General features: G+C 65.7%; 22 protein-coding genes. 12 read left to right on the forward strand and 10 right to left on the reverse strand.

The window, feature by feature from the left end; translation table 11 throughout:
- Nucleotides 1-132: 132 nt before the first annotated feature.
- Nucleotides 133-723, forward strand: coding sequence for a cytochrome b (locus tag MOV80_RS07825; RefSeq protein ID WP_249604981.1), 591 nt, complete (start codon nucleotides 133-135; stop codon nucleotides 721-723).
- Nucleotides 724-774: 51 nt separating this feature from the next.
- Here the strand turns inward: MOV80_RS07825 and MOV80_RS07830 are convergent, their stop codons facing one another.
- From MOV80_RS07830 to MOV80_RS07845, 4 genes are all read right to left on the reverse strand, one after another.
- A complete protein-coding gene (locus MOV80_RS07830; RefSeq protein ID WP_249604982.1) occupies nucleotides 775-1,668 on the reverse strand; it encodes a transporter in 894 nt (297 codons plus the stop codon).
- A 61-nt stretch (nucleotides 1,669-1,729) separates the two neighbouring features.
- On the reverse strand, nucleotides 1,730-2,953 hold the full coding sequence (locus MOV80_RS07835) for an MFS transporter (RefSeq protein ID WP_249604983.1): 1,224 nt from the start codon (nucleotides 2,951-2,953) through the stop codon (nucleotides 1,730-1,732).
- Nucleotides 2,954-3,116: 163 nt separating this feature from the next.
- Nucleotides 3,117-4,094, reverse strand: coding sequence for a helix-turn-helix domain-containing protein (locus MOV80_RS07840; protein ID WP_019100571.1), 978 nt, complete (start codon nucleotides 4,092-4,094; stop codon nucleotides 3,117-3,119).
- Between the two features lie 161 nt (nucleotides 4,095-4,255).
- Entirely contained in the window at nucleotides 4,256-5,236 is a 981-nt protein-coding gene (locus MOV80_RS07845; RefSeq protein WP_249604984.1) for a LacI family DNA-binding transcriptional regulator, read from the reverse strand.
- 315 nt (nucleotides 5,237-5,551) lie between these two features.
- Between MOV80_RS07845 and ptsP the strand changes: the two genes are divergently transcribed.
- The 3 genes from ptsP to MOV80_RS07860 all read left to right on the forward strand — a co-directional run bounded on the left by ptsP (nucleotide 5,552) and on the right by MOV80_RS07860 (nucleotide 10,799).
- Nucleotides 5,552-8,071, forward strand: a complete 2,520-nt coding sequence (ptsP, locus tag MOV80_RS07850; RefSeq protein ID WP_019101999.1) for a phosphoenolpyruvate--protein phosphotransferase — start codon at nucleotides 5,552-5,554, stop codon at nucleotides 8,069-8,071.
- On the forward strand, nucleotides 8,068-9,015 hold the full coding sequence (pfkB, locus tag MOV80_RS07855) for a 1-phosphofructokinase (RefSeq protein WP_019101998.1): 948 nt from the start codon (nucleotides 8,068-8,070) through the stop codon (nucleotides 9,013-9,015). Before ptsP ends, pfkB begins: the two co-directional genes overlap by 4 nt.
- A 104-nt stretch (nucleotides 9,016-9,119) precedes the next feature.
- A complete protein-coding gene (locus MOV80_RS07860) occupies nucleotides 9,120-10,799 on the forward strand; it encodes a fructose-specific PTS transporter subunit EIIC (protein WP_249604985.1) in 1,680 nt (559 codons plus the stop codon).
- 157 nt (nucleotides 10,800-10,956) lie between these two features.
- Here MOV80_RS07860 and MOV80_RS07865 read toward each other — a convergent pair whose 3' ends face one another.
- Nucleotides 10,957-11,121, reverse strand: a complete 165-nt coding sequence (locus MOV80_RS07865; RefSeq protein WP_161784598.1) for a hypothetical protein — start codon at nucleotides 11,119-11,121, stop codon at nucleotides 10,957-10,959.
- Here MOV80_RS07865 and MOV80_RS07870 point away from each other — a divergent pair.
- Entirely contained in the window at nucleotides 11,120-11,845 is a 726-nt protein-coding gene (locus tag MOV80_RS07870; RefSeq protein WP_039755210.1) for a transporter substrate-binding domain-containing protein, read from the forward strand. The genes MOV80_RS07865 and MOV80_RS07870 overlap by 2 nt on opposite strands.
- 66 nt (nucleotides 11,846-11,911) lie before the next feature.
- Here MOV80_RS07870 and MOV80_RS07875 read toward each other — a convergent pair whose 3' ends face one another.
- The 3 genes from MOV80_RS07875 to MOV80_RS07885 all read right to left on the reverse strand — a co-directional run bounded on the left by MOV80_RS07875 (nucleotide 11,912) and on the right by MOV80_RS07885 (nucleotide 14,792).
- Nucleotides 11,912-12,709 carry a hypothetical protein gene (locus MOV80_RS07875; protein ID WP_249604986.1) on the reverse strand — a complete coding sequence of 266 codons (798 nt, stop codon included), beginning with the start codon at nucleotides 12,707-12,709 and terminating at the stop codon, nucleotides 11,912-11,914.
- Between the two features lie 36 nt (nucleotides 12,710-12,745).
- On the reverse strand, nucleotides 12,746-13,888 hold the full coding sequence (locus MOV80_RS07880; RefSeq protein ID WP_043590039.1) for a hypothetical protein: 1,143 nt from the start codon (nucleotides 13,886-13,888) through the stop codon (nucleotides 12,746-12,748).
- A gap of 346 nt (nucleotides 13,889-14,234) precedes the next feature.
- Nucleotides 14,235-14,792: a GNAT family N-acetyltransferase gene (locus tag MOV80_RS07885; RefSeq protein ID WP_249604987.1), complete on the reverse strand. Its 558-nt coding sequence runs from the start codon at nucleotides 14,790-14,792 to the stop codon at nucleotides 14,235-14,237.
- Nucleotides 14,793-14,938: 146 nt separating this feature from the next.
- Between MOV80_RS07885 and MOV80_RS07890 the strand changes: the two genes are divergently transcribed.
- The 7 genes from MOV80_RS07890 to MOV80_RS07920 all read left to right on the forward strand — a co-directional run bounded on the left by MOV80_RS07890 (nucleotide 14,939) and on the right by MOV80_RS07920 (nucleotide 23,108).
- Nucleotides 14,939-15,982: a hypothetical protein gene (locus MOV80_RS07890; protein ID WP_019100338.1), complete on the forward strand. Its 1,044-nt coding sequence runs from the start codon at nucleotides 14,939-14,941 to the stop codon at nucleotides 15,980-15,982.
- 338 nt (nucleotides 15,983-16,320) lie between these two features.
- Nucleotides 16,321-16,737, forward strand: a complete 417-nt coding sequence (locus tag MOV80_RS07895; RefSeq protein WP_019100337.1) for a hypothetical protein — start codon at nucleotides 16,321-16,323, stop codon at nucleotides 16,735-16,737.
- A gap of 254 nt (nucleotides 16,738-16,991) precedes the next feature.
- Nucleotides 16,992-17,966 (forward strand): ABC transporter substrate-binding protein, encoded by a 975-nt coding sequence (locus MOV80_RS07900; RefSeq protein ID WP_249604988.1) that lies wholly within the window; start codon nucleotides 16,992-16,994, stop codon nucleotides 17,964-17,966.
- A 17-nt stretch (nucleotides 17,967-17,983) separates the two neighbouring features.
- Nucleotides 17,984-18,814 carry an ABC transporter permease gene (locus tag MOV80_RS07905; RefSeq protein WP_019101663.1) on the forward strand — a complete coding sequence of 277 codons (831 nt, stop codon included), beginning with the start codon at nucleotides 17,984-17,986 and terminating at the stop codon, nucleotides 18,812-18,814.
- 296 nt (nucleotides 18,815-19,110) lie between these two features.
- The gene (locus MOV80_RS07910; RefSeq protein ID WP_043590041.1) at nucleotides 19,111-19,902 is read left to right on the forward strand and encodes an ABC transporter ATP-binding protein; all 792 of its coding nucleotides are present in this window, start codon (nucleotides 19,111-19,113) and stop codon (nucleotides 19,900-19,902) included.
- 27 nt (nucleotides 19,903-19,929) lie between these two features.
- Nucleotides 19,930-21,768, forward strand: coding sequence for an ATP-binding protein (locus MOV80_RS07915; protein WP_249604989.1), 1,839 nt, complete (start codon nucleotides 19,930-19,932; stop codon nucleotides 21,766-21,768).
- Complete coding sequence (locus MOV80_RS07920) at nucleotides 21,765-23,108, forward strand: sigma-54 dependent transcriptional regulator (RefSeq protein ID WP_019101660.1); 1,344 nt, start codon at nucleotides 21,765-21,767, stop codon at nucleotides 23,106-23,108. Before MOV80_RS07915 ends, MOV80_RS07920 begins: the two co-directional genes overlap by 4 nt.
- A 33-nt stretch (nucleotides 23,109-23,141) precedes the next feature.
- Here MOV80_RS07920 and MOV80_RS07925 read toward each other — a convergent pair whose 3' ends face one another.
- Both MOV80_RS07925 and MOV80_RS07930 read right to left on the reverse strand, forming a co-directional pair.
- Entirely contained in the window at nucleotides 23,142-23,813 is a 672-nt protein-coding gene (locus MOV80_RS07925; protein WP_019101659.1) for a DUF6348 family protein, read from the reverse strand.
- A 154-nt stretch (nucleotides 23,814-23,967) separates the two neighbouring features.
- Entirely contained in the window at nucleotides 23,968-25,737 is a 1,770-nt protein-coding gene (locus MOV80_RS07930) for an ABC transporter transmembrane domain-containing protein (protein ID WP_249604990.1), read from the reverse strand.
- Nucleotides 25,738-25,760: the final 23 nt, after the last annotated feature.

Consider the following 25,760-nt stretch of genomic DNA (forward strand, 5'->3'; position numbering starts at 1 on the left):
CTCTTGCTCGCAAGATTTTGAACAGGCTCTTAGAACTTGTTCATGATCTATTCTGATTTCTCAGAACCTGTTTTCGCCTTGGCTCGAGAGAGCGTAAACAGGTTCTTAAGCTTCGCATAAGCTTTGCATTCCATGCTGCACGCATTACCCCATGCAAGGACATTCCTCATGCTGCGCAATACTTCTCAACGCTATGGCGCGGTTTCCCGCGCGCTGCACTGGCTAGGCGCTTTAGGCGTCATTGCCGCGCTGATTTTCATTGAAGCCAAAGGGATTTTCCCCAAGGGCACGCCGCTGCGCGACAGCGTCAAATACGCCCATATTCAGGCCGGACTACTCGTCTTGTTATTGCTGTTTCCTCGCCTGATCTGGCGTACGGGCAATCCGTCGCCCGCCATCACCCCCCAGCCGGGCCGGCTGGCGACTTTGGCCGCCAAGGCAGGCCACTGGTTACTCTACGCTCTGATGCTGGCATTGCCGCTGCTGGGCATCGCCTTTATCCAAGCCGCCGGCAAGAATATAGACTTCTTTGGTTTTCCTCTGCCCTTGCTGCTCCCCCCCATGCCGGATATCTCGCACGATCTCAAGGAAGCTCACGAATGGCTGGGCAACGCTCTCATGTGGCTGGCCATCCTGCATGCGGCCGCGGCGTTATGGCACCACTTCATCGTCAAGGACAACACTCTGACCCGGCTAATCGGGCCACTGCGCGTCTCCAAATAAAAAGTGCCGGGCGCACGCGCCCGGCACTTCCTCCCGCATCAATCCCTTCCGCTACAAAGGCAACACCAGCTTGAGCCACAAGGCATCGCCCTCCGGCCGGTTTCGCACTTCGAACTCCTTCAGCCACCTCAGCTCCAAGCCGGCCTTGTCGAACTGATAGCGCAGCGCCGGGCCGATGGCGACAGCCTGGCCGCGAAAGCCGTTGCCCGCCACCGCCTGACCATGCTGGGTATCATCCGTGGTCTGCTTGATGAAATAGCCGTTCAACCCCAGCCGCCAGGCCGGGCCGGCCGCGTAGCTCAGCGAGTAGTCGAAATGGAACTGCTGGCCGGACTGGTAATCGATGCCCCGGTTCTTGCCGTTGAAGGTGTAGCTGATCTTGGACGAGAGCTCCCAGCCGGACGCCGGCAGATAGGAAAAGGCGAACACCGGCCGCAGCGAGTAATGATTGGCCCCCAGGTTCAACATCCGATCGCGATCATAACTGCCGGAGGGCAGCACGATGTCGGCCGCCAGCGCCGTATGCAGCGGCCCGGCGTCGCCCCAGGCCAGCACCGGCCCCAGTACCGCGTCGCCCAGGCCGCTGCGGCGCTCATGCCCACCGCCCGCGTCCAGGCTCAAGCTGGGCAGCGGCGCCAGCGCGAAACCACCCAAACGCCCGCCCCACAGCGTCCGGTCCGACATATACAGCAGCCGCGGCACCAACACGTCGGCCTGCAGTTTGAAGCCCGGCACGGAAGCGTTGCCGGCATCGTCGTTGAAACGCTTGGCCTGATAATGGGTGTAATAGAACACGCCGTACCAGCCGGCCGGCGGCAGCGCGCCGGCAAGAAAACCCTCAGCGCCGGCGCCAATGGTGTCCGCGCCGGACTGGGTGGCCTGAGCCGTTACACAGGCCAACGCCGCCGACAGCCCGGCCAGCGTATTGATCAAATTCTTGTGCATGATGTTCTCCGTCAGGGAGTGCGGCATCCCGGCGCAGCGGGACGCGCAATGAGAATGGCGCTCAGGTCGGCGCCCGGTCGGCTTCCGACACGGCTCCGCTCGGCTTCAGCCGCAGCGGCGCGGTTTCGCGCAGGCCCAAGGACAGCAGCGCCGGCAACAGGGCGCCCGCCATGGCGATCCACATCACGATGGACAGGCCGTAGCGGTCCGCGGCGAAGCCGGCCACCGTGGGCGCGACAAAGCCTCCGGCCAGTTCGCCCACTCCCATGATCATGCCCAGCGCGGTGGCGATGCGCCGCGGCGACACCGTTTCCGCCGGAATCGTGGCCATGAACAGGGTGAAGCAGCCCAAGCCGGTGTAGCTGAGAAACACCAGCGGCAGCAGCCAGGTCATGCGGTCCACGTTGAGCAACACCAAGGGGCAGCAGGCGGCGATCAAGGAAAACCCCACCATCGCCGGCTTGCGCCCGATGCGGTCGGAAATCGCCGGCACCAGCGCGCCCCACGCCACCCAGGCGAAGCCCAGGCTGCTCATCACCGCTCCCATCGCCTGCGGGCTCATGCCCTTGACCTGAATCAGAAAGGTGGGCGTGAAGGAGATCAGGATGATGAACCAGGTGATGTAGCTGCAAGCGATCAGCACGCACAGCAGAATGTTGCGCTCGCCCAGCAACTGGACGAAACCGCCGTCCCGGCCTGCCGGCACCGGCGCGGGCGCCGGCTCGCGCACATGCCGCCAGACCAGCCAGGCGATCAGCAGCCCGGGCAGACAGGACAGGTAGAAGGCGGCGCGCCAGCCGTAGGTCTCGGCCAGCGCCACCAGCAGCGGCGGGCCCAGCACAGCGCCCAGCAGGCCCGGCGCCGAGCCGTTGACGATGCCCATATTGAAACCGCGCCTCGCCGGCGTGGATGCCGCCGCCAGCAGCGATTGGGTAATGGGCAGCACCGGCCCTTCCGCCAACCCCATCAGCGCGCGGAACAGCAGCAAGGACAGGAAACCCGCCACCAGGCCGGAAGCGGCGGAAAACAACGAGAACGCCAGCACCGCGGCCACCAGCATCGGCTTTTTCACGCCGCGCCGGTCCGACCAGGCGCCCAGGCCCAGGCCTGACAAGGACCAGGTCAGCGCCAAGGCCGACGCCAGCATGCCCAGATGCGCGGGAGTCAAGCGCAGTTCGGCCGCCATGAAGGGAAAGAGAAAGGACAGCGCCAGCCGATCGAAAAACACGAAACCGAAGCTTAGCGCCAGGATGGCCAGCAATTTGTTTTCATAGGAGAGGCGCATGGCGGGCCTCTCTTTCGCCAGCGGCGCGCGCGCGGCCGCCCGGCGGCGAACCGCCCATTCGTGTGTGCATGATGATGTCTCCTCTTTATTAGGTGGGCGTCAGCCATGCCCGGAAGCGCGGCGGACCCGTCCACTCTAACGATGGGGAGAGCGTGAAATTTGCCTAATGAGGACAGTCTTGTTGTCTGGAAAGGACGCGCGCGGCCAAGGCTTCGGCCCGGGTCTGGCTCGGCGTTTCACCGTAGCGGCGTTTATAGCTTCGACAGAAATGGGCAATGTGGTTGAAGCCCCAACGGAAAGCCAATTCGCTGACCGATAGGTGGCGCAAGGCCGGATCGGCCAGGTCGACCCGGCAACGTTCCAGCCGACGGCCCCACAGATGGCGCGTCACCGATTCGCCTTCCTGTTCGAAGATGCGGGCCAATTGGCGCGCGGACACCCCAACCGCGCGGCTGATGCGTTCGCAGTCCAGATCGTCCTCGGACAGATGCCGTTCGATATAGGCCTTTGCCCGCCACAGACTGCACAAAGTGGATCGGGAAGCAGGCAAACCCTGACGCGCGCTCCACAAGGAGTGCAGCCATTCCAGCAACTGGCTGGCCAAATGCCGCCGCGCGGCCGCGCCGCCGCTAAGCAAGCGGTGGGCCGCCAAGGCGTCCATGCCTGCGGCGCGTTCAATGCGCACCAGACCGCGCTCGTTCCACACGCCCACCTGCTCCTGGAACAAGGGCCGCGGAATGTCCAGCACCGCCATCGCCATATCGGCCGGAAAGCCGTGGCCGTAAGGGCGCGCGGTATCGTACAACACCACGTCGCCCGGGCCGTGGCGGGCGCACTCCACGCCCTGATGGCTGAAGCCCTCGCCCTGCAGCATCAAGCAGGCAAAGATGGAGTCCCGGCCATCCCGGCTCAGGCTATGCCCGCTGCGCGTCACCGCGTGCTGGTTGGCGCGTATCGTGGCCATGCGCAGCAAGCCGAAGTCCTGCCAGTCCAGCGAAGCCTCCAGCCGCTCTTCCGGGCGGCGGTCGCACTCCACCCGGACCAGTAAGCGGTCCACCTCGCTCAGCCAAAAATCCAGCTTGTCGCCGTCCGCCGCCTGGCGGGTGGAAAGGTGAATGTCTCCGGTGAAACGCGTATCCATGACAGGCCTCCTCCTAGCGGCCGCCCGGCTGGGCGGCGATGGCTGAAACGGCATCGGCAAATCATGGCACAACATTTAATACATTAAAAATCAAACCCGCGGACCCCGCCCGGGCCGGGCGCGCCCCTGTCTCGCCTCCGCCACAGCGGCTGAAGCCAGCGCTAGGCCAAGCTGGAGCCCCGAACCACTAGCCGGCCGGTCAGCACCACTTTGCGCGTTGAGCGCTGCGGCTGCACCAGGCGCTCCAGCAACATCGCCATCGCCGCGCGGCCGATCTCGTCCACCGGCTGCTCTATCACCGTCAGCCCCGGTCCGGCCAGCTCCGTCCAACTGTCGTTGTCGAAACCGGCCAGCGCCAGCTGCCGCGGCAGTTCCAGGCCCAGCGCGCGCACCGCGCGCATCGCGCCCAGCAGCAGCAGGCCGTTGCTGATCACCAGGGCCCGTGGCGCCTCGGCTTCGGCCAGCCAGGCGGACACCGCCTGCTGCGCCGCCTCGGCCGTGGGCGCGACGAAACGCGCCGGCGCGGCCAGCCCGGCCTCCGCCAACGCGGCGGCGAAGCCCGCGTGTCGTTCCGCTCCGGTACTGCTGGTATTGCCGAACAACCCGCCGATGCGGCTATGGCCCTGCTCGCGCAAATGGCTGACCAACAGGCCGGCGGCGGCGGCGTTGTCCAGCACCACCGCGTCGGCCGCGCCGCCGGGCGCGGCCCGGTCGATCAACACCACGGGAAAACCCAGCGCCTCGGCGTCCAGCGTCTCAGCCGTGGCGCGGGTGGCCGCGAAGATCACCCCGGTGACGCGCTCCTCCTGCATCAACCTGAGGTACATCGCCTCCTTGTCCGGGTTCTCGTCGGTGTTGCACAGAATCACCCGCATGCCGGCCTGGTAGGCCACATCCTCCACCGCGCGGCTGACCGCGGTGAAGAAGGGGTTGCGGATATCGGACACGATCAGGCCGATGGTGTCGCTGTGCCGCGAGCGCAGGCGCCGCGCCGACAGATTGGGGCGATAACCGGTGGCGGCTATAGCCGCCTCCACCTTGGCCTTCAACGCCGCGCTGACCGGGCCCTTGGCCAGAGCCCGCGACACGGTGGCCACCGACACGCCGGCCGCCTGCGCCACATCTTTGATGCTGACCGTCATATGAAATCGTTTTCTCTCGCCATAATCGGAATTACGTTTACGCAAGCATACCCCCAAAGCGTAATTTTACAACACTGTCGCTTGAGACAGCACAAAGATGTAGCGCCAGTGCTACGAGCATGTTGACAGTAAAAATGTAATCGTTTTCAATTCACTCAACACACGAACGGCCCCCCTCCGCAAAGACAGCTGGCGGGCGCGAGCCGATCCGCTATACAGAGCCTGTTCGACTCCGCGCCGGCCCCCGGCCGCGCGGCGGAACTCGAAGAGGTTACAAACACCCCGCAGCTACCTGAACCGACAGAAGAGACCGACATGCACGATACCGGATCGCCCTCCTCCCTGATCCAGCCAGAACTGATCCGGCTGGGCTGTCAGCCCGCCGACAAAGAGGCGGCCATCCGCCTGGCCGGGCAGTTGCTGGCCGACGCCGGCTGCATAGACCCTGCCTACATCGACAGCCTGCTGCGACGCGAAGCGGTGGCCAACACCTTTCTGGGCAACGGCCTGGCCATCCCTCACGGCATGGTGGAAGACCGCCAGTTGATCCGCCGCACCGGCATCGCCATCGTGCAGATTCCGGACGGTCTGGAATGGAACCCCGGCCAGCGCACCCGGCTGCTGTTCGCCATCGCCGCCCAATCCGACGAACACATCACCCTGCTGCGCCGTTTGACCCGGCTGCTGCAAGACGAAGTCCGGCTCGAACAACTATTCAACGCAAGGGACGCCGCCCAGGTGCAGGCCTTGCTGGAAGAGACGCCGCCGGCCGCTGCCGGCGAAGCGGCCGCGGCTGATCTGGCCGAGCGCGCGCAATGGATAGTCGACTACCCCAACGGCCTGCACGCGCGCCCTGCCGCGCAATGGGTGGAGGCCGCGCGCCGCCACGCCGCCCAGCTGCAAGTGCGCCACGGCCAGGACGCCGCCGACGCCAAGAACCTGATCAGCCTGTTGCAACTGGGCCTGCGCCACGGCGACACCGTCACCGTATCCGCCCAAGGCCCCGACGCCGCCGCCGCCCTGGCCGCCCTGTTGTCCGCGATGCGCGACGCCTCGGCCCAGGAACAGACCGACGCTGCGCTCGCCGCGCAAAAAGCGCAACTGCTGGCGGCGCAACAGGGCTGGATCCCGCCCGGCCATCCCTTGTCCATCGCCGGCGTCGCCGCCAGCCCCGGCCTCGCCATCGGCGTGGTGCGCGTGCTGCACGCCGGCCAGCTCAAAGTGCCGGACCGCCCAGTGGCGCTGGGAGAAGGCGGTGACCGCCTGCACGAGGCGCTAAGCGCCACCCGCGCCGAACTATCCGAGCTGGCCGCGGCTACCGCCAGCAGGCTGGGCAAGGCCGAAGCCGGCATTTTCCACGCCCAGGCCGAACTGTTGTCCGACACCGATCTGATCACCCTGACCTGCCAGCTGATGGTGGGCGGCCATGGCGTGGAATGGGCCTGGCACCAAGCGGTGGAACGCATGGCGGAACGGCTGGCCGCGCTGGGCAACCCGCTGCTGGCGGCGCGCGCAGCCGACCTCCGCGACGTGGGCCGCCGCGTGCTGCGCCAGCTTGACCCGGCGCTGAACAGCGCCACCCTGGCCGACATCGACGGCGACGACTGCATTCTGCTGGCCGCCGATCTCACCCCCTCCGACACCGCCACCCTGGACACCGGCCGCATCCGCGCGCTGGCCACCGCCCAAGGCGGCCCCACTTCGCACACCGCCATCCTGGCCCGCACCCTGGGGTTGCCGGCGCTGGTGGCCGGCGGCCCGGCCTTGCTGGACATCGCCGACGGCACGCCGGCCATCCTGGACGGCGTAGGCGGCCGGCTCTATCTGAACCCCGGCGAGCAGGACCTGGCCTCGGCCCGCGATTGGCTGCAGGCCCAGCAGCGCACTCAGCAGCAACAGGCGGAACAGCGGCAGCGCCCGGCCATCACCCCGGACGGCCACCGCGTGGAAATCGCCGCCAACATCAACCGCCCTGACCAGGTGGCCGCCGCGCTGGACGCCGGCGCCGAGGGCGTGGGCCTGATGCGCACCGAATTCCTGTTTCTGGAACGAGAACAGTCTCCAAGCGAAGACGAGCAGTTTCACACCTACAGCGCCATGCTGGACGCGCTGGACGGACGGCCGCTGATCGTGCGCGCACTGGACATCGGCGGCGACAAACAGGTGGATTACCTGAAGCTGCCGGCCGAAGAAAACCCCTTCCTCGGCATGCGCGGCTCACGCCTGCTGCTGCGCCGCCGCGATCTGCTGGAACCTCAGCTGCGCGCGCTCTACCGCGCCGCCCGCAGCGGCCAGCCGCTGTCCATCATGTTCCCGATGATCACCTCGCTGAAGGAAATCACCCGGCTCAAGGGCTGGTGCGAAGGCATACGCCGCGAGCTGGACGCCCCGGCGGTGCCTCTCGGCATCATGGTGGAAGTGCCCGCCGCGGCCCTGCTGGCCGATCAACTGGCTGAATACGTGGATTTCTTCTCCATCGGCACCAACGACCTCACCCAGTACACGCTGGCGATGGACCGCCAGCACCCGGAACTGGCCGCCGAGGCCGACAGCCTGCATCCCGCCGTGCTGCGCCTGATCCAGCACACCGTGGCCGGCGCCGCCCGTCATCAACGCTGGGTGGGCGTGTGCGGCGGCATCGCCGGCGACCCGTTCGGCGCCGCGCTGCTGACCGGCCTGGGCGTGGCCGAGCTGTCGATGAGCCCGCGCGACGTGGCCGCGGTCAAGGCCAAGCTGTGCGCCAACGGCCACGATCGGCTGCGCGAGCTGGCGCAGCAGGCGCTGGCCTGCGACAGCGCCGATGAAGTGCGCATGCTGGCGCGGGAGCTGACATGAGCGCCCGCGTCCACACCGTCACCCTCAATCCGGCGCTGGACCAAACCATCGCCCTGCCCCGGCTGACCCCCGGCGCGGTCAACCTGGCGCAAAGCGCCAGCGGCAACGCCGGCGGCAAGGGCGTCAACGTGGCCAGCTGCCTGGCTGACTGGGGCGCGCCGGTAAGCGTTTTCGGCCTGCTGGGCCGCAACAACAGCGAAGCCTTCGAACAATTGTTCCTGGACAAGCGCATCGCCGACCACATGCTGCGCCTGCCCGGCGACACCCGGGTCAACATCAAGCTGGCCGACCTCTCCAGCGGCGACACCACCGACATCAACCTGCCCGGCATCGCCGCCGGCGAAGCGCAGCTGGAGCAAGTGGGCGCCGAGCTGGCCGCCCGGCTGAACCCCGGCGACATCGTGGCGCTGTGCGGCAGCTTGCCGCCCGGCCTGCCCGCCAACAGCTATCTGCGGCTGTGCCGGTTGCTGCGGCCTCTGGGCGCGCGGCTGCTGCTGGACAGCAGCGGAGAAGCGCTGAGCCAGGCTCTGGATGGGGACGCTCCGCCTCACTGCGTCAAACCCAATCGTCACGAACTGGAGCTCTGGGCCAGCCGCGCCCTGCCCGACACCGCCGCGGTGCTGGCCTGCGCGCGCGGGCTGCTGCAACGCGGCGTGGAACAAGTGGTGGTGTCGCTGGGCGCGGACGGCGCGCTGTTCGCCAGCCGCGACCGCTCGCTGCTGGCCTCCTTGCCGGCGCAACAGCCGCTGAGCACCGTGGGAGCCGGCGACGCCTTGGTGGCCGGCCTGGCCGCGGCGCGGCTGGATGGACTGGAGCTTGAGGCGGAAGCCCGGCTGGCGGTTGCCTTCGCCGCCGCCAAACTGGCGCGCGTCGGCCCCCACCTGCCGCCGCCGGAACAGGTGCGCGCATTGGCGGCTCAAGTCCGGCTGCAAAGCCTGGATTAAGAGGCAGCTTACGATCCGCCTCGCGTAGGCGGATGAGCCGAGGCGACGCGGCATCAGGGGCTTTGCCCACGGCTCCAAACCAATAACACAAGGGAAACAACGCCATGAACCTAATTGCCATCATCGACGCCGGCGAGCGCAGCACCCAGGGCCGGCTGGCCGCGGAAGCGCTACGCCAGGCCGCCCAGCGGCACGGACATGCCCTTAAGCTGGAACTGAACGGCGCGCCGCCGCTGAGCGCGATCGAACTCGCCGCCGCCCAGGCCGCGCTCTTGATCGGCGCCTCCGCCGATCCGCGCCTGGACAGCCTGCCCGCGCTCCGCCTGAGCCTGGACCAGGCCTTGGCCGATCCGGCCGAGGCCGTCCGCCGGGCCGCGGCGCTGAGCGCGCCCCAAACCGACGCCTTGCGCATCGTCGCCGTCACCTCCTGCCCCACCGGCATCGCCCACACCTTCATGGCGGCGGAAGGCCTGAGCCAGGCGGCTCAGGCGCTGGGCCACGCCATCCGCGTGGAAACCCAGGGTTCGGTGGGCGCGCAAAGCGCGCTCAGCGCCGGCGAGATCGCCGAAGCCGACCTGGTGCTGATCGCCGCCGATACCCAGGTGGAACTCAGCCGCTTCAAGGGCAAACGCCTCTTCCAAAGCGGAACCAAGGCCGCCATCAACGACGGCCAGGCGCTGCTGCGCCGCGCCATCGCCGAAGCCGCGCCGCACCAGCCGGACACCGCCGACACTCCACCGGAAAAACCGGCCAGCGAGCGCAACGGCCCGTACAAGCATCTGATGACCGGCGTGTCCTTCATGCTGCCCTTCGTCACCGCCGGCGGCATCATGATCGCGCTGGCCTTCGCCCTGGGCGGCATCTACGCCTTCGACGACGCCCACAAGGGCACGCTGGCCTGGGCGCTGTTCCAGATCGGAGCCAAATCCGCCTTTGCACTGATGGTACCCATCCTCGCCGGCTACATCGCTTACTCCATCGCCAACCGTCCCGGCATCGCGCCCGGCATGGTGGGCGGCATGCTGGCCGCCAGCCTGGGCTCGGGCTTTCTTGGCGGCATCATCGCCGGCTTCATCGCCGGTTACGGCACAGACTGGCTGAATCGAAAAATCCGGCTGGGCCGTAATCTGGACGGTCTTAAACCGGTGCTGATCCTGCCGGTATTGGGGTCGCTGCTGGTGGGCCTGCTGATGATCTACGTGATCGGCGGGCCGGTGGCTGCCTTGCTGGGCATGCTGACCGAGGCGCTGAAAAGCCTGCAAGGCAGCAGCGCGTTGCTGCTGGGCGCCATCATCGGTTCGATGATGGCCTTCGACATGGGCGGCCCGGTCAACAAAGCCGCCTACGCCTTTTCCACCGGCTTGATCGCCAGCCAGGTGTATACGCCGATGGCCGCGGCCATGGCCGCCGGCATGACGCCGCCGCTGGGCATCGCGCTGGCCACCAAGCTGTTCGCCGACCGCTTCAGCGCAGACGAACGCGAGGCCGGCAAGGCCGCCGGCGTGCTGGGCCTGGCCTTCATCAGCGAAGGCGCCATTCCCTTCGCCGCGCGCGATCCGCTGCGAGTCATCCCGGCTCTGATGCTGGGCTCCGCCGTGGCCGGCGCCATCTCCATGCTGGCCGGAGTTGAGCTGAAAGTGCCGCACGGCGGCGTCTTCGTGCTGCCCATCCCCAACGCCGTCAGCCATCTGGGCTTCTACCTGCTGGCGCTGTTGGCCGGCACCGCCGTCACCGCGGTTGCGCTGCGCGCCTTGAAGAAACCCGCCCAGGCCACCGCGGCCTGAGCCTCTCCCGCTATCTAGCAAACAAGAGCCCCTCCCGGTCATCGCCGGGAGGGGCTTTGCAACTGGGGTTTCAATGGCGTTGCGCCAATGCAAGGCGAATCACGAACCAGCACAGAGACGCCCCCAACTGCGGACGCGCCAACCCGGCCAAAGCGCTCTACACCGAGGCCGAGGCGCGCTCGAACGCCTGATCAATGCGTAGTTCGTCCCCCGGAACCGCCATCAGCAAGGCCGCCACGGGACGCTTGCCAAAACCGCCCGGCTTGCCGCCCCGCCCCGCCCCGGCTATACCGACGGAAGGCGCGACTGCGGGAGAAACCATGAGGCGTGTGTTGAGCATGCTGCTGTTTTGCGGGACGGCCTGGGCGGCCCAGCCAGAGGCTTGGCGCATTGTCGGCGACATTCAATTCGCGCCCTACAGCTACCAGAACGAAGCCAACGCCAAGCCTCAAGGGCTGGACGTGGAGATTGTCCAGGCGGTCATGGCCGAGGCCAGAATTCCCTACCAACTGCACCTCTACCCCTGGGAGCGCGTCAAGCAAATGCTGGGCAACGGGGACGTGGACATGGCTTTCCAGTTCGCAGGCACCGCCGAGCGGCGCGCCCAGTACGAACTCGCCGGCCCAATACGCACCGGCCGCACCATCTTCATGGTGTTGAAACAAAACAGCCTGCAAAACTGGAACACTCTGGCCGACCTGGCGCCGCTGACCATAGGGCAGGTCCACGGCTATGCCTACGAGTCCGCCTTCGACAAAGCGCCGCTCAAACGCGACGCCAGCGCCACCAACCCCGAACAACTGCTGCTGATGCTGCTGGCCGGCCGCATTGACCTGATCGTCGGCGACCGCGGCCAACTGCTTTACTACGCACGCCAGCTGCGCGCACTGCCGCATGTGCGCATCCTGCCCAAACCTCTGGTGGAAATGCCGCGCTTCGTCGCCTTCTCCAAAGGCGACAGCCGCGCCGCTCAATTCAACGCCGCGCTGGCCCGGCTGCAGCAAAACGGAAAGCTGCAAACGATTTACAACCACTGGCAGCAATAAGCCGCCGCCTTCGGACGTAAAAAGCCCGGCAGTCTCCCGCGGGAGACAAGCCGGGCCCGACCTTGTCTACAAGCAGCCGGCTGTGCCACCGCCCACATTCAGCCTGGCCGCCGCGTTGCCGCGCAAGGACATCACGTTATCCTTCAAGGACTGCAAGCGACGACCGTTGAACTCGTGCGCCAGCTCGCGCGCCGCGCTGCCCTCCGCCTCCTCCGCCGCCTTGGGCAGATAGGATATTTTGATGTCGGACACGTAATTGGTTTGATTGGCCAATTGCTGGCGGATCACATTGTCGCAAGATGCGCACGGCGCCTGCGAGATATAACCCACCATGCGTCCGCCGCGCGGCACCGCGCCATCCAGAATGTCCTTCTCAAAGGTTTTCAGCGCCTTGAGTTCCGCATCCGTGGCCTGCTGGCCTATGGTGGCGGACAGCTTGCCATTGGGCACGTTCACATTAGTGGCCGCTTTCTCCACGCTGCTCTGCCGCAGGAAGCCGGGATAAGCCCGATGGCCGGCAGAATTGGCCTCGTAAAGCAAATCCGCGGCGTCCTGGCCGGACATTGCGTTATAGACACGAGTGCCGCCGTTGTAGCTGTACTCGAAACGGGCTACCGTGGCCCCGCGCCATTTGGCCGCCAGGTTCTTCAACTTGGACGAGGACGGCGGGTTGGCCTTGGCCGCGCCGCTGACGCCGTTGACGTGGTACTCCATCGCGTTGACCAGTTCGCCCGGCACCAGGCTGTTCTTGTCAGTCACCTTGCTGATGTCCACTGTCGCGCCGGCCAGCGCCGCCTGGGACAGCGCCAACGCCAGAACCGTCCAGGCCGCCGCGCGCGCTTGCTTGAATATACGCATAGTCATGTCTTCATTCCTGTTCGCATTGTTCGAACATCATGCTCAAATCCGGCAGAAGCGGCTGAGATAGCCGGACTCCGTGGCCGCGACTTCTTCTTCGGTCAAGGCCGCCTCGGCCCCCAGCTCGGACGCTTCCAAGGTGGAGAAAAACTCCGCCGCCGCCATGCCTTCCATCAGCAGGGCAATCGGCAACAGCAGTTTGGCCAGGCGTTGGAAGCCGCTGCTCTCCTGCTCGGACGGCGGATGCGGCTTCATTTGCTGCTGATAAAGCTGGCGATACCAGCCGCTCAGCTTCTGGTCGGTCATATTGGCGTAGCACAGCTTGCCGCTGCTCTCCGGGTAGAGATTCTTGCCGTCCTTGGCGCAGGGGAAATCAAACAGATAGCCCTTGCGGTCCTGGTAGGCCGCCGCCAGCCGCGCCACGCGGAACTGGGCGGCGGGCTGAAACTGACCGCTTTTGAAACCGGCGGAGTTGAAGCGGGTGCGCCGCACCTCGTTGTGCAGCAAGTTCATCAAGTAATGCTTGTCGTATTCGGACAGGCTGTTCACGCCAGTGGTGGCGCTGCTCAGGTAGCGGTCCAGCACCTCCTTGCGAATGCCGTTCTGCAACTGCTTGGCAGCCGGCACTTTCTGCGTCGCGTCGCGCAGCAACTGAGCCGCCACCGCGAACTTGGCGGCGATGGTGCTGTAGCCATAGCCGAACACATCCAGGCTCTTGTAGAAAATGTCTCCGTCCACCCCGGCCTTGAAGGCATTGGCCAGCACCAGCCTGTCCTCGTCCTGGCGGTAGCCGGCGCGACGACGATTGAGGTCCACGTCCGTGCCCGGCAAGGCTTTGTTCAGGCCCATCTCGCTGGCGAACAGTTTCACCGAATCGTCCAGCGTCAGATTGACGCGGTGGTAGCGGTTGAAATCGCTGAGCGCGTTATTCCACTCTATGGAATTGATGATGGGCGGCTGGGGATTGAGTTCGGAATAAACCGAGCCCGGCGTTTTCAGAAACGCCCCGGCGATCTTGTCGCCGCCGAGATCGGCTTGGCCATGGTTCTTGGTCTTGTGGTACAGCACCGACTTCAACAGCGTGTCGGGCACAAAGGTTTCGGCCATCGCCGGCGGCGTCAGCAGCAAGCCGGCGGCTGCCAGGCCGCATAGCCAGCGCGAACGCCGAACTGAGGTTTGGGTCATCACGGACTCCAATGAGGGTTAGAAACAGGAGGGATACATGTCGTTCTTTCAGAGCCGGTTTACGATCTGCCGCGCGTCGGCGATACGGCCGTGAAAACCGCATCGAAAATACGCGTGCCGCGTATCCGAGCCACGCTGTTGCAGAGGCGGAAACATCAGGCGCGAGCCGGGCTGCCACCCGTCCGCAAAAAATAAGAGAACAATGAAATTCTAATAGATTAGAGCCTAAGCTCAAGGTTCCCCAGTGAATTGCAAAAATCGCTCATCAAGCATAAAGCCAGCCCTCACCTCATGCCGAAGGCAATAAAAAAGCCGCCTCGCGGCGGCCATCGCTTCTCCCTCAACCTCAAACCTCGGGCGCCGCGGCGCGCCACTCCGCTTCCGACAAAAGATACAGACAGTGTCGCCGCAGCGGATGCCCGGCCTCCAAGGCGGGATGATCGAAGTCCCGGCCGCTATCGCGCATGCCCAGCCTCCGCATCACGCCTTGCGACGGCAGATTGGGCAAGGCGGTGAAGGACACGATTTCGTCCAGCCCCAAGATCTCGAAACCCAAAGCCAGCGCCCGGCGCGCCGCCTCGGTGGCGTAGCCCCGGCCCCAGGATGCTCGCCGCAGGCGCCAGCCCGCCTCCACGCAGGGCATGCACGGCAGTTCCGCGCTCGGCACCGCCAACCCGACGAAACCGACAAAGTCGCCGGACGCTTTCTCCTCCAGCGCCCAAAATCCCCAGCCGCGCGCCGCTATCAGCCCGCGTTGGCGCTCCATGCCGTCCGCGCTCTCTTCCTCGCTCAACAGCGCCGGGAAATAACGCATCACCTCAGGATCCCGCCCCATGGCGGCGAAGGGCGCCAGATCCTCGTCCCGCCATTGGCGCAGCAATAAACGCTCCGTCTCCATTTCCATCTCTTTAATCCTTCCCATACAAACTCATTCGCTCCCCGCTCGCCATTATCACGGAACCGTAACCGCCGGCTGAGTAAAATCTGCAAGGCACGCCGTCCGCGTCCCATTAGCATGCGGCGATCAACCTTCACTCGCGTCTACCCATCATGCTCATTCAAACTTCCCGCGCCGCCATCCCCCAAACGACGGCGGCGGACGAACCCGCCCGCTCCAGCGTCGCGCCAAACGCGATGTCGGCGCGGCTCAAGCAAACGGAAAACCGCGCGGACGCCCCCGCCTCCTCGCGCACCGCGCCGCGCGTCAATCCGCTGGACGGCCTCTGCGTGCAGCAGCCGCTGGAAGACCTCAACCCTGAAGCCGCCCGTCAAAGGCTCAAGGACAGCGCGCTGCTTGCCAACTTCCCCTATAGCCGGGACCTGGACAGCCTGCGCGCCACCCAGTGGAGCCCGGACGCAGAACTGGCGCGCCTGCTGGCCAAGGGCGGCAAGCTGGAGTTTCAACCACAGCAGGCGCGCTTGATGGACCCGGAAAGCGGCATGGTGGCCTATGTGTTCCGCAACAAGGCGGCGGGAGAAATCCGCCTGGTTTTCGGCGGCACCACCAGCGGCCGCGGCGTGGGCGGCTTGGCTCAACGCAACCTGAAAAACCTGGCCAGCGTGGCGCGGCAATGGCGCGCCAACATCGGCAACGCCGCTTTCGGCGGCCGCCCCGCCTGCTACGCCCAAGCCGCCCAACTCACCGCCAAGTTGCAAACGCTGGCCGCCGGCCTGCCGCTGATGCGCGGCGGCGAACCCGACTACATCGTCAGCACCGGCGGTCATTCTCTGGGCGGCGGCATGGCCGCCTACGCGGCGATGAAATTGTCCACTCCGCAACGTCCCGTCCACGCAGAATGCTTCAGCAGCGCCCAGTTCGGCCGCGGCCTGCAAAACGAACTGCTGACGCGCCACGGCAACGATCTGGAGCAAGCGCGCGCGGCCTCTGCCCATATCCGTCATTACTGCGTTCAGGGCGATCCAGTGCCGGCGTTGGACGGCCTGCTGCCCGTGCGTCACGTCGGCCAGCTTTACCTGCTGCCGGCAAACCGCCAGGCCGACGACAGCCGCCTGGGCCGCCACGACAAATTCCTGGACCATGTGCAAGACTTCGTCGCCAGCGCCTGGCAAGGACAATCGAGGTTTTACGCCTAGAGCGCCGGATCACGGCTCGGACCTGACCGGGGGATGCGACTTTGCGCCGTTGGCGGCCGATGCCGCCGCCTTGACCCCCTCATCCCCGCTAGGCACAATCGCAAACGCGCCGCCCTAACCGGCAGCGCCCAGATTGGAGTCTGGCCCCGCCACCTCGGACCCAGCGCCGCAAACGCTTGGTCCGTGCCCTTGCACCATCCGTCATGCCTACAACGGGCAGGCCATGGTGGGAGGGTGCTCGCACCCGCCGGTCCGTGGCGCCGGAACTCCAATCCTGCCATGCGCCTGCCATGAGCCTGCCGCCTCGCCGGCAGCCTTGAATCAACAGGAGAGCGCGCATGTCCGTCAAATACCCAAGCCGTCGCCATTACCGCCCCAACCTCAAACCGGTTCCCTATCAGGAGCTGCCCTTCGCCGCGCGTTTGCCGGGCTGTCCGCGCGTGCATTGCTGGCAAGTGCCGCCAGCCGACGACTATCGCCAGGCCTATCTGCTGGGGCGCGAATACGCCGGCCACTTCATCCAATACGTGCAGGACAATCCCGATGTCCCAAGACACATGCTGCTGGCGCGCATCGCAGGCGATGTCGACTTCTCGGTGGAAGGCCCCGAGCAGGGTTACTGGGCCGGTTTCTTCGCCCTGATCGAACAAGTGCTGATCCTCCCTATCGATATCTTCGGCTACATCGACCGCATCCAGCTTAGGGAGGAAACACTGCACCGGTCGATGAGAAAACAGCCGACAGATATTGAATAACTGCATTTTTTCTCCGGCAAGCCCTGAGCCGGTTTTGGCACAAGCAAGGCCGGCACAGGCCGAATCCGGCCACGCCCCGCCAACACAATCCATTAAAATCAACAGCTTGAGCAAAAAACATCCTGGCACGCGCTTTGCCTAATAAGAACCACTACAAAGCAGCGCACCGCATCGCCGCGCCAAAAAATGCAAACGTCGTATAAATAAAAGGTCGCCGCGCCCCGCCCGGCCCCTATCCACAAAGGAGAAACACCATGCAACGCATCCGAACCTGGCTCTGTCTCGCCGCCCTGGGCGGCGGCCTCTCGCTGCCCGCCCTCGCCGCCGACGTGGTGAGACTGGGCAACCTCAAGTTCGCCCATTACGGCGCCATCAGCTACATGAAGGAAATCGCGCCCAAATACGACCTGAAGATTGAAGAACGCATGTTCGCCAAAGGCATCGACATCATGCCCGCCATCGTGGCCGGCGAAGTGGACGTCGCCGCCAGCGCGGCGGACGCGGCGGTGGCCGGCCGCGCCGGCGGCGCGCCGATTTTCGCGGTGGCCGGCTTCGCCAAGGGCGGCGCGCGCATCGTGGCGGCCAAAGACAGCGGCATCAAGAGCGTCAAGGACCTGAAGGGCAAGAAGGTGGGCGTGGCGCGCGGCGGCGCGCAGGAGTTGCTGCTGGCGGCGGAGCTGGCCAAGTACAAGCTTAGCTGGTCCGACAAGTCGGGCAAGGATGTGCAGGTGATTTACATGCCTTTCGCCGACCTGAACCAGGCTTTGATGGGCAAGCAGATCGACGCGATGAGCCAGTCCGAGCCGCAATCGTCCCAGGCCATCAACAAGGGTTTCGGCGTGGAAGTGCTAAAGCCCTACGACACCCCGCTGGGCGAGCCCATTCGCACCCTGGTGATGACGGAGAAGATGTACAAGGAACGCCGCGGCGTGGCGGAGCGCCTGATCAAATGTTTCGTGGAGGCCACCAACACCTTCATCAAAAATCCCAAGCTGGCGGAAAAATACGTGCGTGAGAACATGTTCAAGAACCAGATCAGCGCCGACGACTTCCAAGACGCCATTTCCAACTCCCCGTACAGCTACGATCTGAGCGTGGCCCACATCCAGACCACCACCGACATGATGCAGCAGTACGGCATCGGCAAGATGGTCAAGCCGCCCAAAGCGGCGGACTGGGTGAAACTGGACTTGCTGAGCAAGGCCAAGCAGGACCTCAAGGTTAATTGACGGCGGCGGGAGCAATCATGCAGCAGACTGTGTTTTCCCGGCTGGGCCAAGCCTGGTCCAGCCTGGCGGTGCCCATCGCCATCGTGTTGATCTGGCAGGCCAGTTCCAGCCTGGGTTGGATCAACCCGCAAATCCTGCCCTCGCCGCTGGCGGTGTTGCAGAAGTGGCTGGCTTACTGGCAGCCGCTGGAAGCCTACGACCCCTCGTCCGGCGCCTACTTGTCCTGGCTGCTGTCCGGCGAACTGATCCACGACGTGGCGGCCAGCCTGTGGCGTGTGGTGCTGGGCTTCGCGCTGGGCGGCGGCCTGGGCTTGCTGCTGGGGCTGTTCATGGGCGTCAGCGACCCGGTGTACCGGGCGTTCAACCCCTTGATCCAGTTCCTGCGGCCGATTCCGCCCATCGCCTGGACCCCGCTGTCCATTCTGTGGTTTGGCCTGGGCAACCCGCCGGCGGTGTTCCTCATCACTATCGGGGCTTTCTTCCCCATCCTGATGAACACCATCTCCGGCGTGCGCAATGTGGACGGCATCTATATCCGCGCCGCGCGCAACCTGGGCGCCAGCCGCGCCACCCTGTTCCGCCGGGTGATCCTGCCTGCGGCCACGCCCTTCATCTTCACCGGCGCGCGCGTGGGCATGGGCACCGCCTTCATCGTGGTGATCGTGGCGGAGATGATCGCCGTGAACAGCGGCGTCGGCTACCGCATCATGGAAGCGCGCGAGTATTTCTGGACCGACAAGGTCATCGCCGGCATGGTCACGATTGGCATTCTCGGGCTGTTGATCGACATGCTGATGCAGGGCTTGAACAACCGCTTGCTCAAGTGGCATCGCGGCATCGACCAATAAGAACCTGTTTACGATCTGCTGCGCGTCGGCGATACGGCGTTGAAAACGAGTTCAAAATGCTCATGTACCACTCGTACATTCCGCTTTTTCGCTCGTTTTCGCCTTGCCTCGCCCTAGCTCGCGGGATCGTAAACACGTTCTAAGAACCGCTAACAACACCCCTGACCCTGCGTTGCGCCTCCTTGTCGTACCACTGGTACGACCTGCGTCGGCGCGCCTTGGCCCAGGTTCGCTGCTCGGTTTTGTTAGCGGCGCCAAACACACCGCCGCGCTGCGCGGCATGGAAGGATGAAGGCATGAGCGCCCAGATCGAAGTGCAACAGGTGCAAAAAGTATTCAAGACGCCGGGCGGCGACGTGATCGCCCTGCGGGACATCCAGCTGGACATCCAGCCCGGCGAGTTCGTCTGCCTGCTGGGCCCCTCCGGCTGCGGCAAATCCACCTTGCTCAATGCCATCGCCGGCTTCGCGCCGCCCAGCGGCGGCGAGATCCTGGTGGCCGGCCAACGCGTCGCCGCGCCGGGACCGGACCGCGGCATGGTATTCCAGGAATACGCGCTGTTCCCGTGGATGACGGTGGAACAGAACATCGGCTTTGGCCTGGAAATCCAGAAGCGCGGTCCGGCCGAGATTCGCGCCGCCGTGGAGCCGCTGCTGGACAAGCTGCACCTGCGCGATTTCCGTCACCGCTTCCCCAAGGACCTGTCCGGCGGCATGCGCCAGCGGGTGGCCATCGCGCGGGTGTTGGCGCTGGATTCGCCGGTGATGCTGATGGACGAACCCTTCGGCGCGCTGGACGCGCTGACGCGGCGTTCCTTGCAGGACGAGTTGCTGCGCATCTGGCAGGAAAGCGGCAAGACCATCATCTTCGTCACCCACAGCATCGAGGAATCCATCTATCTGGCGGACCGGGTGGTGGTGATGACCTACCGCCCCGGCACCATCAAGCGCGACGTGCGGGTGGAGCTGCCGCGCCCGCGCGACCCCAGCGCGCCGGGTTTCAACGACCTGAAGCGGGAACTGACCCGGCTGGTGATGGAGGAACATTCACGCCATGAAGCCGCGGAACTGCAAGCTGCGGTAGACTGAGGCATCGCCGATTCCCGATCCGCCGCCATGCTCGCACGCGCGTTGCGTTTCCTGCTGAAAAGCCTGCCTTCCCTCGTCTTGCTGGCCTTGGCGCTGGGCGGCGGCTGGGTCTTGGCCAGCCGCATGCTGTTGACCGAAGCGGAGCGCGAGGGCCGGCATCGGGCGGAGATGCACGCCGCCAATCTAGGCGCCACGCTGGAGCAGTACCGCTACCTGCCCTATGTGCTGGCGCTGAACCAGGACATCCTCAACCTGCTGGCGGACCCGCGCAACCCGCGGCGGGTGGAGGCGCTGAACCGCTATCTGGAGCAAGTGAACCGGCAGTCGCGCACCTCGGCGCTGTTCATCGTCAACGTGGACGGCATCGCGCTGGCGTCCAGCAACTGGATGTCGCCGTACAGCTTCGTCGGCAACAGCTACGCCTTCCGCCCCTATTTCCAACAAGCGCTGGCCGGCCAGTCCGGCAGTTTTTACGGCATAGGCAGCACCAGCCGCGAGCCAGGTTATTTCCTGTCCTGGCCGGTGTTGTCCGGCCGCCGTGTCGTGGGCGTGGCGGTGGTCAAAGTCAGCTTGGCGCCGCTGGAAGAAGCCTGGCGCAAAGGCGCCGAGCCGGTGCTGGTCAGCGACCGGCACGGCGTGGCCTTTCTCAGCGCCAATCCGGACTGGAAATTCGCCACCTTGCAACTGCTGCCGCCGACAGTCCGTCGCCAGATTGACGCCACTCGTCAATACCTGGGCGCCAAACTGCATCCCTTCGCGCTGCTGCAACCCCACACAGGCTGGCGTCAGCAGGCCTGGCTGGCGCCGGACAGCGAACGCAAACTGCTGGCGGGCCGCTACCTTCAAATCCGCCAGACCTTGCCGCAAACCGGCTGGACACTGACCTTGCTGGTGGACATGCACGGCCGCAACCTCACCCTGCTGGCCATCATGAGCACGCTGCTGGCCAGCGGACTGGGCCTGCTGACGCTGTGGCACTACTGGCGGCTGAGGCTGCGCCGGCTGCGCGAGCAACTGGCGGCGCAACAGGCCCTGCAACAAGCGCACGACCAGTTGGAGCGCAAGGTGGCGGAGCGAACCCGCGACCTGGCGCTGAGCAACACGCAGCTGTCGGCGGAGATCCGCGAGCGCATCCAGACCGAAAACAGCCTGCGCATTACCCGCGGCCAGCTGGCCGAAGCCAGCAAGCTGGCCGCGCTGGGCCAGATGGCGGCAGGGGTGGCGCATGAGATCAACCAGCCTCTGGCGGCGCTGCGCGCCTTCGCCGACAACGCGGTGACCCTGCTGCAACGCGGCCGCTCGGACGCCGCCAGCGATAATCTGGGTCAGATTTCCCAACTCGTGGAGCGCATCGCCCACATCACCCGGGATCTGAAAACCTTTGCCCGCCGCCACCGCGGCCCGCTGGGCCAGACCAATCCGCTCTCCGCGCTGCAAGACACGCTAACGCTGCTGCAGCCGGCGCTGCGCGAAGCCCGGGTCGCGCTGGAGCTGGACCTTCCTCCGCGCTGCCCTGACATCGCCTGCGACGCCATCGGCCTGGAACAGGTGTTCACCAATCTGCTGGGCAACGCCATAGACGCGATGCGGCCCCAGCCGCAAGGCCGGCTGGAGATCAGCCTGCTGCATAAAGCGGGCATGCTGGAATTCCGTCTGCGCGACCACGGCCCCGGCATCGCCGACGCCGATTTGCCTCACCTGTTCGAGCCCTTCTACAGCACCAAGCCGCGCGGCCAGGGCCTGGGACTGGGGCTGGCCATCGTGCAGGAGATCGTCGAGCAGTCCGGCGGACGCATCGAAGCCGGCAACCATCCGGAAGGCGGCGCCTGCTTCATCATCAACTGGCCTTGCGAGTCCACGCCATGACGCCCACCCTCAGCGCCCCCGTGGGCGTGATTTATGTTGAAGACGACCCGGCCGTGCGCATGGCCACGCTGCAATCGCTGGAGTTGGCCGGCCTGCCGGTGCAATCCTTCGCCGATGCCGAAAGCGCGCTGGCCGCGCTAAGGCGGGACGAGCGCGCGGTGCTGCTCAGCGATGTCCGCCTGCCGGGACTCAGCGGCCTGGAACTGATGGAGCAGGCGCTGAGCCTGGACCGGGAACTGCCGGTCATCCTGGTCACCGGCCACGGCGACATCGCAATGGCGGTGTCGGCCACCCGCGCCGGCGCCTACGACTTCATCGAGAAGCCCTATGCGCCGGGCCGCTTGACCGAGACGGTGCAGCGCGCGCTGGACAAACGCCGGCTAACGCTGGAAAACCGCGAACTGCGCGCCAGCCTGGCGCGCAGCAGCGGGCCGGTATTGATAGGCCGCAGCCCGGCAATGCAGGCGCTGCGCGAAACGCTGGCCAATATCGCCGACACCGACGCCGATGTGCTGATTCACGGCGAAACCGGCACCGGCAAAGAAATGGTGGCGCAGGCGCTGCACGCCTGGAGCCGCCGCCGCGAGCGTCATTTCGTGCCGCTGAACTGCGCCGGCCTGCCGGAATCCATTTTCGAGAGCGAGATTTTCGGCCACGAGGCCGGGGCCTTCACCGGCGCGCTCAAGCGCCGCATCGGCAAGATAGAGTACGCCAGCGGCGGCACCCTCTTCCTCGACGAAATCGAAGGCATGCCGCTGGCCCTGCAAGCGAAACTCTTGCGGGTGCTGCAACAGCGTGTGGTGGAAAGGCTGGGCTCCAACAGCCTGATCCCGGTGGACTGCCGGGTGGTGGCCGCCACCAAGGACGATCTGGCCCTGGCCAGCCGGGAACGGCGCTTCCGCGAAGACCTTTACTACCGGCTCAACGTGGTGTCGCTGCGGCTGCCGCCGCTGCGTGAGCGGCGCGAGGACATTCCGGATTTGTTCCAGTGGTTTGTGGAGCAGGCGGCGGCGCGCTTCGACCGCCCGGCGCCAGACACGCCGCCGGCCTTATTGGGGCGCCTACAAGCACAGACTTGGCCGGGCAATGTGCGCGAGCTGCGCAACGCGGCGGAACGCTATGTGCTGGGCGTGGCGCCGGACGGCGGCGAACCGGCGGCCTACGCGCCCAGCGCGCTGGACGCGAGGGTGGACGCCTACGAGAAACAATTGATCGAACAGGCGCTGCTGCGCACCCAGGGCCAAGTGATGCAGGCGGCCGAACTGCTGGGCATTCCACGCAAGACGCTGTACAACAAGTTCGCCAAGCACGGCATAGACCCGGATGGCTACCGCGCCTGAGAACGTGTTCACGATCTGCACTCCGCAGCCGCCTCACACCGCCCGCAGCAGCATGAAATGGCGCAGGCTGTAATAACCCTGTGCCGTCGGCCACGGCAGCGCGCCCAACAGGCTCAGGCCCGCTTCCCAGCGCTGATTGTCCAACAGCGCCTCGGAGACGAACTCGCCGTTCAGATTGCAGAAGAACAGCCGGGACCAATGCGCGTCGCCCCCCAGCGTTTCCGCTCGCAGCGCGGTGGTTGCCTGGCGGAACAGCGCCTCGAACAAAGACTGCTCCAGCCGCTCGGCGGCGCCGCGCAAACCGAAGTTGCCAATGTAGGCCATATATTCTCGGCCGGCGATTTCCCAGCGTCGTTCAGTGACCTGGGCCTCGTCGGCGATGCCCCATAGGCCGGCCAACAGCACGTGCAGCACGTTGGCGCTGAAGTTTTCCAGAGCGTCGTTCAGCCCTTCCTGTCCAGCGCCCAGACCCGCGAAGCTTTCCATCATGCGGATATCGTTGTCCAACAGCACATGGACATCCAGCCGACCATTGTTCTCCCCCGGCGTCCAATGAGCGCCGATAGCCGGCAACTGGCCGTGCGGCAACAACCAGCCCTTAGCTTCCTGACAAGGCAAGCCGTGAGCAGCCAATATTTGCGCCAGCAGCGGCGTAGGGTTCAGGGCGGTTTGGGCTTCCGGAGTGTGGGCAGACAAGATGATCATCCTTTTGATTCTTTGCGAGGCCGGCAGTGTACCACCGCCCGCCTCGATGCCCGCTAGCGAAAACGCGGACAGGTCCCACCTTTTGTGCGCATGAGCGTTTTGAGTGGGCTTTCAACGCCGTATCGCCGCAGCGCAGCAAACTTTGAACCGGCTCTCAAGCATCGCCGCAGGCGGCGAACTGCAAAGCCGCCAGCCGCGCGTACAAGGGAGAGCCGGCCAACAGGCTCTGATGGTTGCCCTCCGCCACGATGCGGCCCTGGTCCAGCACCACGATGCGGTCCGCCTGCTTGACCGTGGCCAGCCGGTGAGCGATCACCAGGGTGGTGCGGTTTTGCGCGGCCCGCTCCAGCGCCTGTTGCACCAGTTGCTCCGACTCAGCGTCCAAGGCGCTGGTGGCTTCATCCAGCAGCAACAAAGGCGGATTCTTCAGAATGGCGCGGGCGATGGCGATGCGCTGGCGCTGTCCGCCGGACAAACGCACACCGCGTTCGCCCAGATAGGTGTCGTAGCCCTGCGGCAGCTTTTCGATGAAGCCGTCCGCGGCGGCAGCGCGGGCCGCGGCCCGCACTTCCTCATCGCTGGCCTCCGGTTTGCCGTAGCGGATGTTCTCCAAGGCGCTGGCGCCGAAAATCACCGAATCCTGCAACACCACGCCCACATGACCGCGCAAATCGGCAAACGACAGTTCGCGCACATCCACGCCACCCAGCAATACCTGTCCCTGCTGAGGATCGTAAAACCGCAGCAAGAGCTGAAACAAGGTGGACTTGCCCGCGCCGGACGGGCCCACCAGCGCCACATGCTCGCCGGGGCGTACGCTAAGCCGGACGCCGCTGAGCGAAGGCTGACCAGGGCGGGACGGGTAGGCGAAATCGACATCGCGCAGCTCCAGGCCGGCGGGCCCGGGCGGCAGAGCCCGCGGCGCGGCCGGCTCCGTCACCGGCGAACGCAGGGACAACAGTTCCATCAGCCGCTCGGTGGCGCCGGCCGCCCGCTGCATATCCCCCCACACTTCCGCCAGCGCGCCGATGGCGCCGGCGGTGACCACCGCGTACAAGATGAATTGCCCCAGCTGGCCGGCGCTCATCGTGCCCTCCAGCACTGCGTGCGCGCCCAGCCATAGAACGAAAACAATGGCGCCGAAGATCAGGAGAATCACCGCCACGGTCAGCCAGGAGCGGGCGCGGATTCGCGCCAGCGCGGCGTCGAAGCTGGTTTCCACCGATTCCCCGAAGCGCTGACTTTCCCGCACCTGCTGATTGAAAGCCTGCACCGTCGGAATCGCATTCAGGGTTTCACCGGCGATGGCGCTGGAATCCGCGATGCGGTCCTGACTGGAACGGGACAAGGTCCGCACCCTGCGCCCGAAGACCACGATGGGCAAGACCACCAGCAAGAGCGTCACCAGTATGTAAGCGGTCAGGCTGGGGCTGGTGGCCATCAACATGGCCAGGCCGCCCAACATCAGCAAGGCGTTGCGCAAACCCATGGACAGGCTGGTGCCGATCACCGTCTGCACCAGAGTGGTGTCGGTGGTCAGCCGGGACAACACCTCGCCGGTCTGGGTGACTTCAAAGTATTCCGGGCTAACCCGGATCACATGTTGGTACACCGCTCGACGGATGTCGGCGGTGACCCGCTCGCCCAGCCAAGACACGCAATAAAAACGCAGCGCGGTGGCCAGCGCCAACACCGTCGCCACGCCAAACAGACCAAGGAAATAGCGGTTGATATCCGCAGCCGCGCGCTGGCTGAAGCCGTGGTCGATCAGAAAGCGAAAAGCCACCGGCAGCAACAAGGTGGCGGCGGCGGCGACGATCAGGGCCAGCAAGGCCATCCAGGCGCGCAGCCGGTACGGACGCAGATAGGGCAGCAGGCCGGCCAGCGGGCTCAGCCGCAGCCATGGGGAAGATGCAACGGACATGAGGAGAGACGCTCCATGAAGCA

This window comes from Chromobacterium sp. IRSSSOUMB001 (genome assembly GCF_023507765.1).
Taxonomy (GTDB): domain Bacteria; phylum Pseudomonadota; class Gammaproteobacteria; order Burkholderiales; family Chromobacteriaceae; genus Chromobacterium; species Chromobacterium haemolyticum.

Excerpts from the sequence above, each read along its gene's own strand:
- MOV80_RS07825 (WP_249604981.1), top strand. The coding sequence starts at position 133 with ATGCTGCACGCATTACCCCATGCAAGGACATTCCTCATGCTGCGCAAT.
- MOV80_RS07830 (WP_249604982.1), bottom strand. The coding sequence starts at position 1,668 with ATGCACAAGAATTTGATCAATACGCTGGCCGGGCTGTCGGCGGCGTTG.
- MOV80_RS07835 (WP_249604983.1), bottom strand. The coding sequence starts at position 2,953 with ATGCGCCTCTCCTATGAAAACAAATTGCTGGCCATCCTGGCGCTAAGC.
- MOV80_RS07840 (WP_019100571.1), bottom strand. The coding sequence starts at position 4,094 with ATGGATACGCGTTTCACCGGAGACATTCACCTTTCCACCCGCCAGGCG.
- MOV80_RS07845 (WP_249604984.1), bottom strand. The coding sequence starts at position 5,236 with ATGACGGTCAGCATCAAAGATGTGGCGCAGGCGGCCGGCGTGTCGGTG.
- ptsP (WP_019101999.1), top strand. The coding sequence starts at position 5,552 with ATGCACGATACCGGATCGCCCTCCTCCCTGATCCAGCCAGAACTGATC.
- pfkB (WP_019101998.1), top strand. The coding sequence starts at position 8,068 with ATGAGCGCCCGCGTCCACACCGTCACCCTCAATCCGGCGCTGGACCAA.
- MOV80_RS07860 (WP_249604985.1), top strand. The coding sequence starts at position 9,120 with ATGAACCTAATTGCCATCATCGACGCCGGCGAGCGCAGCACCCAGGGC.
- MOV80_RS07870 (WP_039755210.1), top strand. The coding sequence starts at position 11,120 with ATGAGGCGTGTGTTGAGCATGCTGCTGTTTTGCGGGACGGCCTGGGCG.
- MOV80_RS07865 (WP_161784598.1), bottom strand. The coding sequence starts at position 11,121 with ATGGTTTCTCCCGCAGTCGCGCCTTCCGTCGGTATAGCCGGGGCGGGG.
- MOV80_RS07875 (WP_249604986.1), bottom strand. The coding sequence starts at position 12,709 with ATGACTATGCGTATATTCAAGCAAGCGCGCGCGGCGGCCTGGACGGTT.
- MOV80_RS07880 (WP_043590039.1), bottom strand. The coding sequence starts at position 13,888 with ATGACCCAAACCTCAGTTCGGCGTTCGCGCTGGCTATGCGGCCTGGCA.
- MOV80_RS07885 (WP_249604987.1), bottom strand. The coding sequence starts at position 14,792 with ATGGAAATGGAGACGGAGCGTTTATTGCTGCGCCAATGGCGGGACGAG.
- MOV80_RS07890 (WP_019100338.1), top strand. The coding sequence starts at position 14,939 with ATGCTCATTCAAACTTCCCGCGCCGCCATCCCCCAAACGACGGCGGCG.
- MOV80_RS07895 (WP_019100337.1), top strand. The coding sequence starts at position 16,321 with ATGTCCGTCAAATACCCAAGCCGTCGCCATTACCGCCCCAACCTCAAA.
- MOV80_RS07900 (WP_249604988.1), top strand. The coding sequence starts at position 16,992 with ATGCAACGCATCCGAACCTGGCTCTGTCTCGCCGCCCTGGGCGGCGGC.
- MOV80_RS07905 (WP_019101663.1), top strand. The coding sequence starts at position 17,984 with ATGCAGCAGACTGTGTTTTCCCGGCTGGGCCAAGCCTGGTCCAGCCTG.
- MOV80_RS07910 (WP_043590041.1), top strand. The coding sequence starts at position 19,111 with ATGAGCGCCCAGATCGAAGTGCAACAGGTGCAAAAAGTATTCAAGACG.
- MOV80_RS07915 (WP_249604989.1), top strand. The coding sequence starts at position 19,930 with ATGCTCGCACGCGCGTTGCGTTTCCTGCTGAAAAGCCTGCCTTCCCTC.
- MOV80_RS07920 (WP_019101660.1), top strand. The coding sequence starts at position 21,765 with ATGACGCCCACCCTCAGCGCCCCCGTGGGCGTGATTTATGTTGAAGAC.
- MOV80_RS07925 (WP_019101659.1), bottom strand. The coding sequence starts at position 23,813 with ATGATCATCTTGTCTGCCCACACTCCGGAAGCCCAAACCGCCCTGAAC.
- MOV80_RS07930 (WP_249604990.1), bottom strand. The coding sequence starts at position 25,737 with ATGTCCGTTGCATCTTCCCCATGGCTGCGGCTGAGCCCGCTGGCCGGC.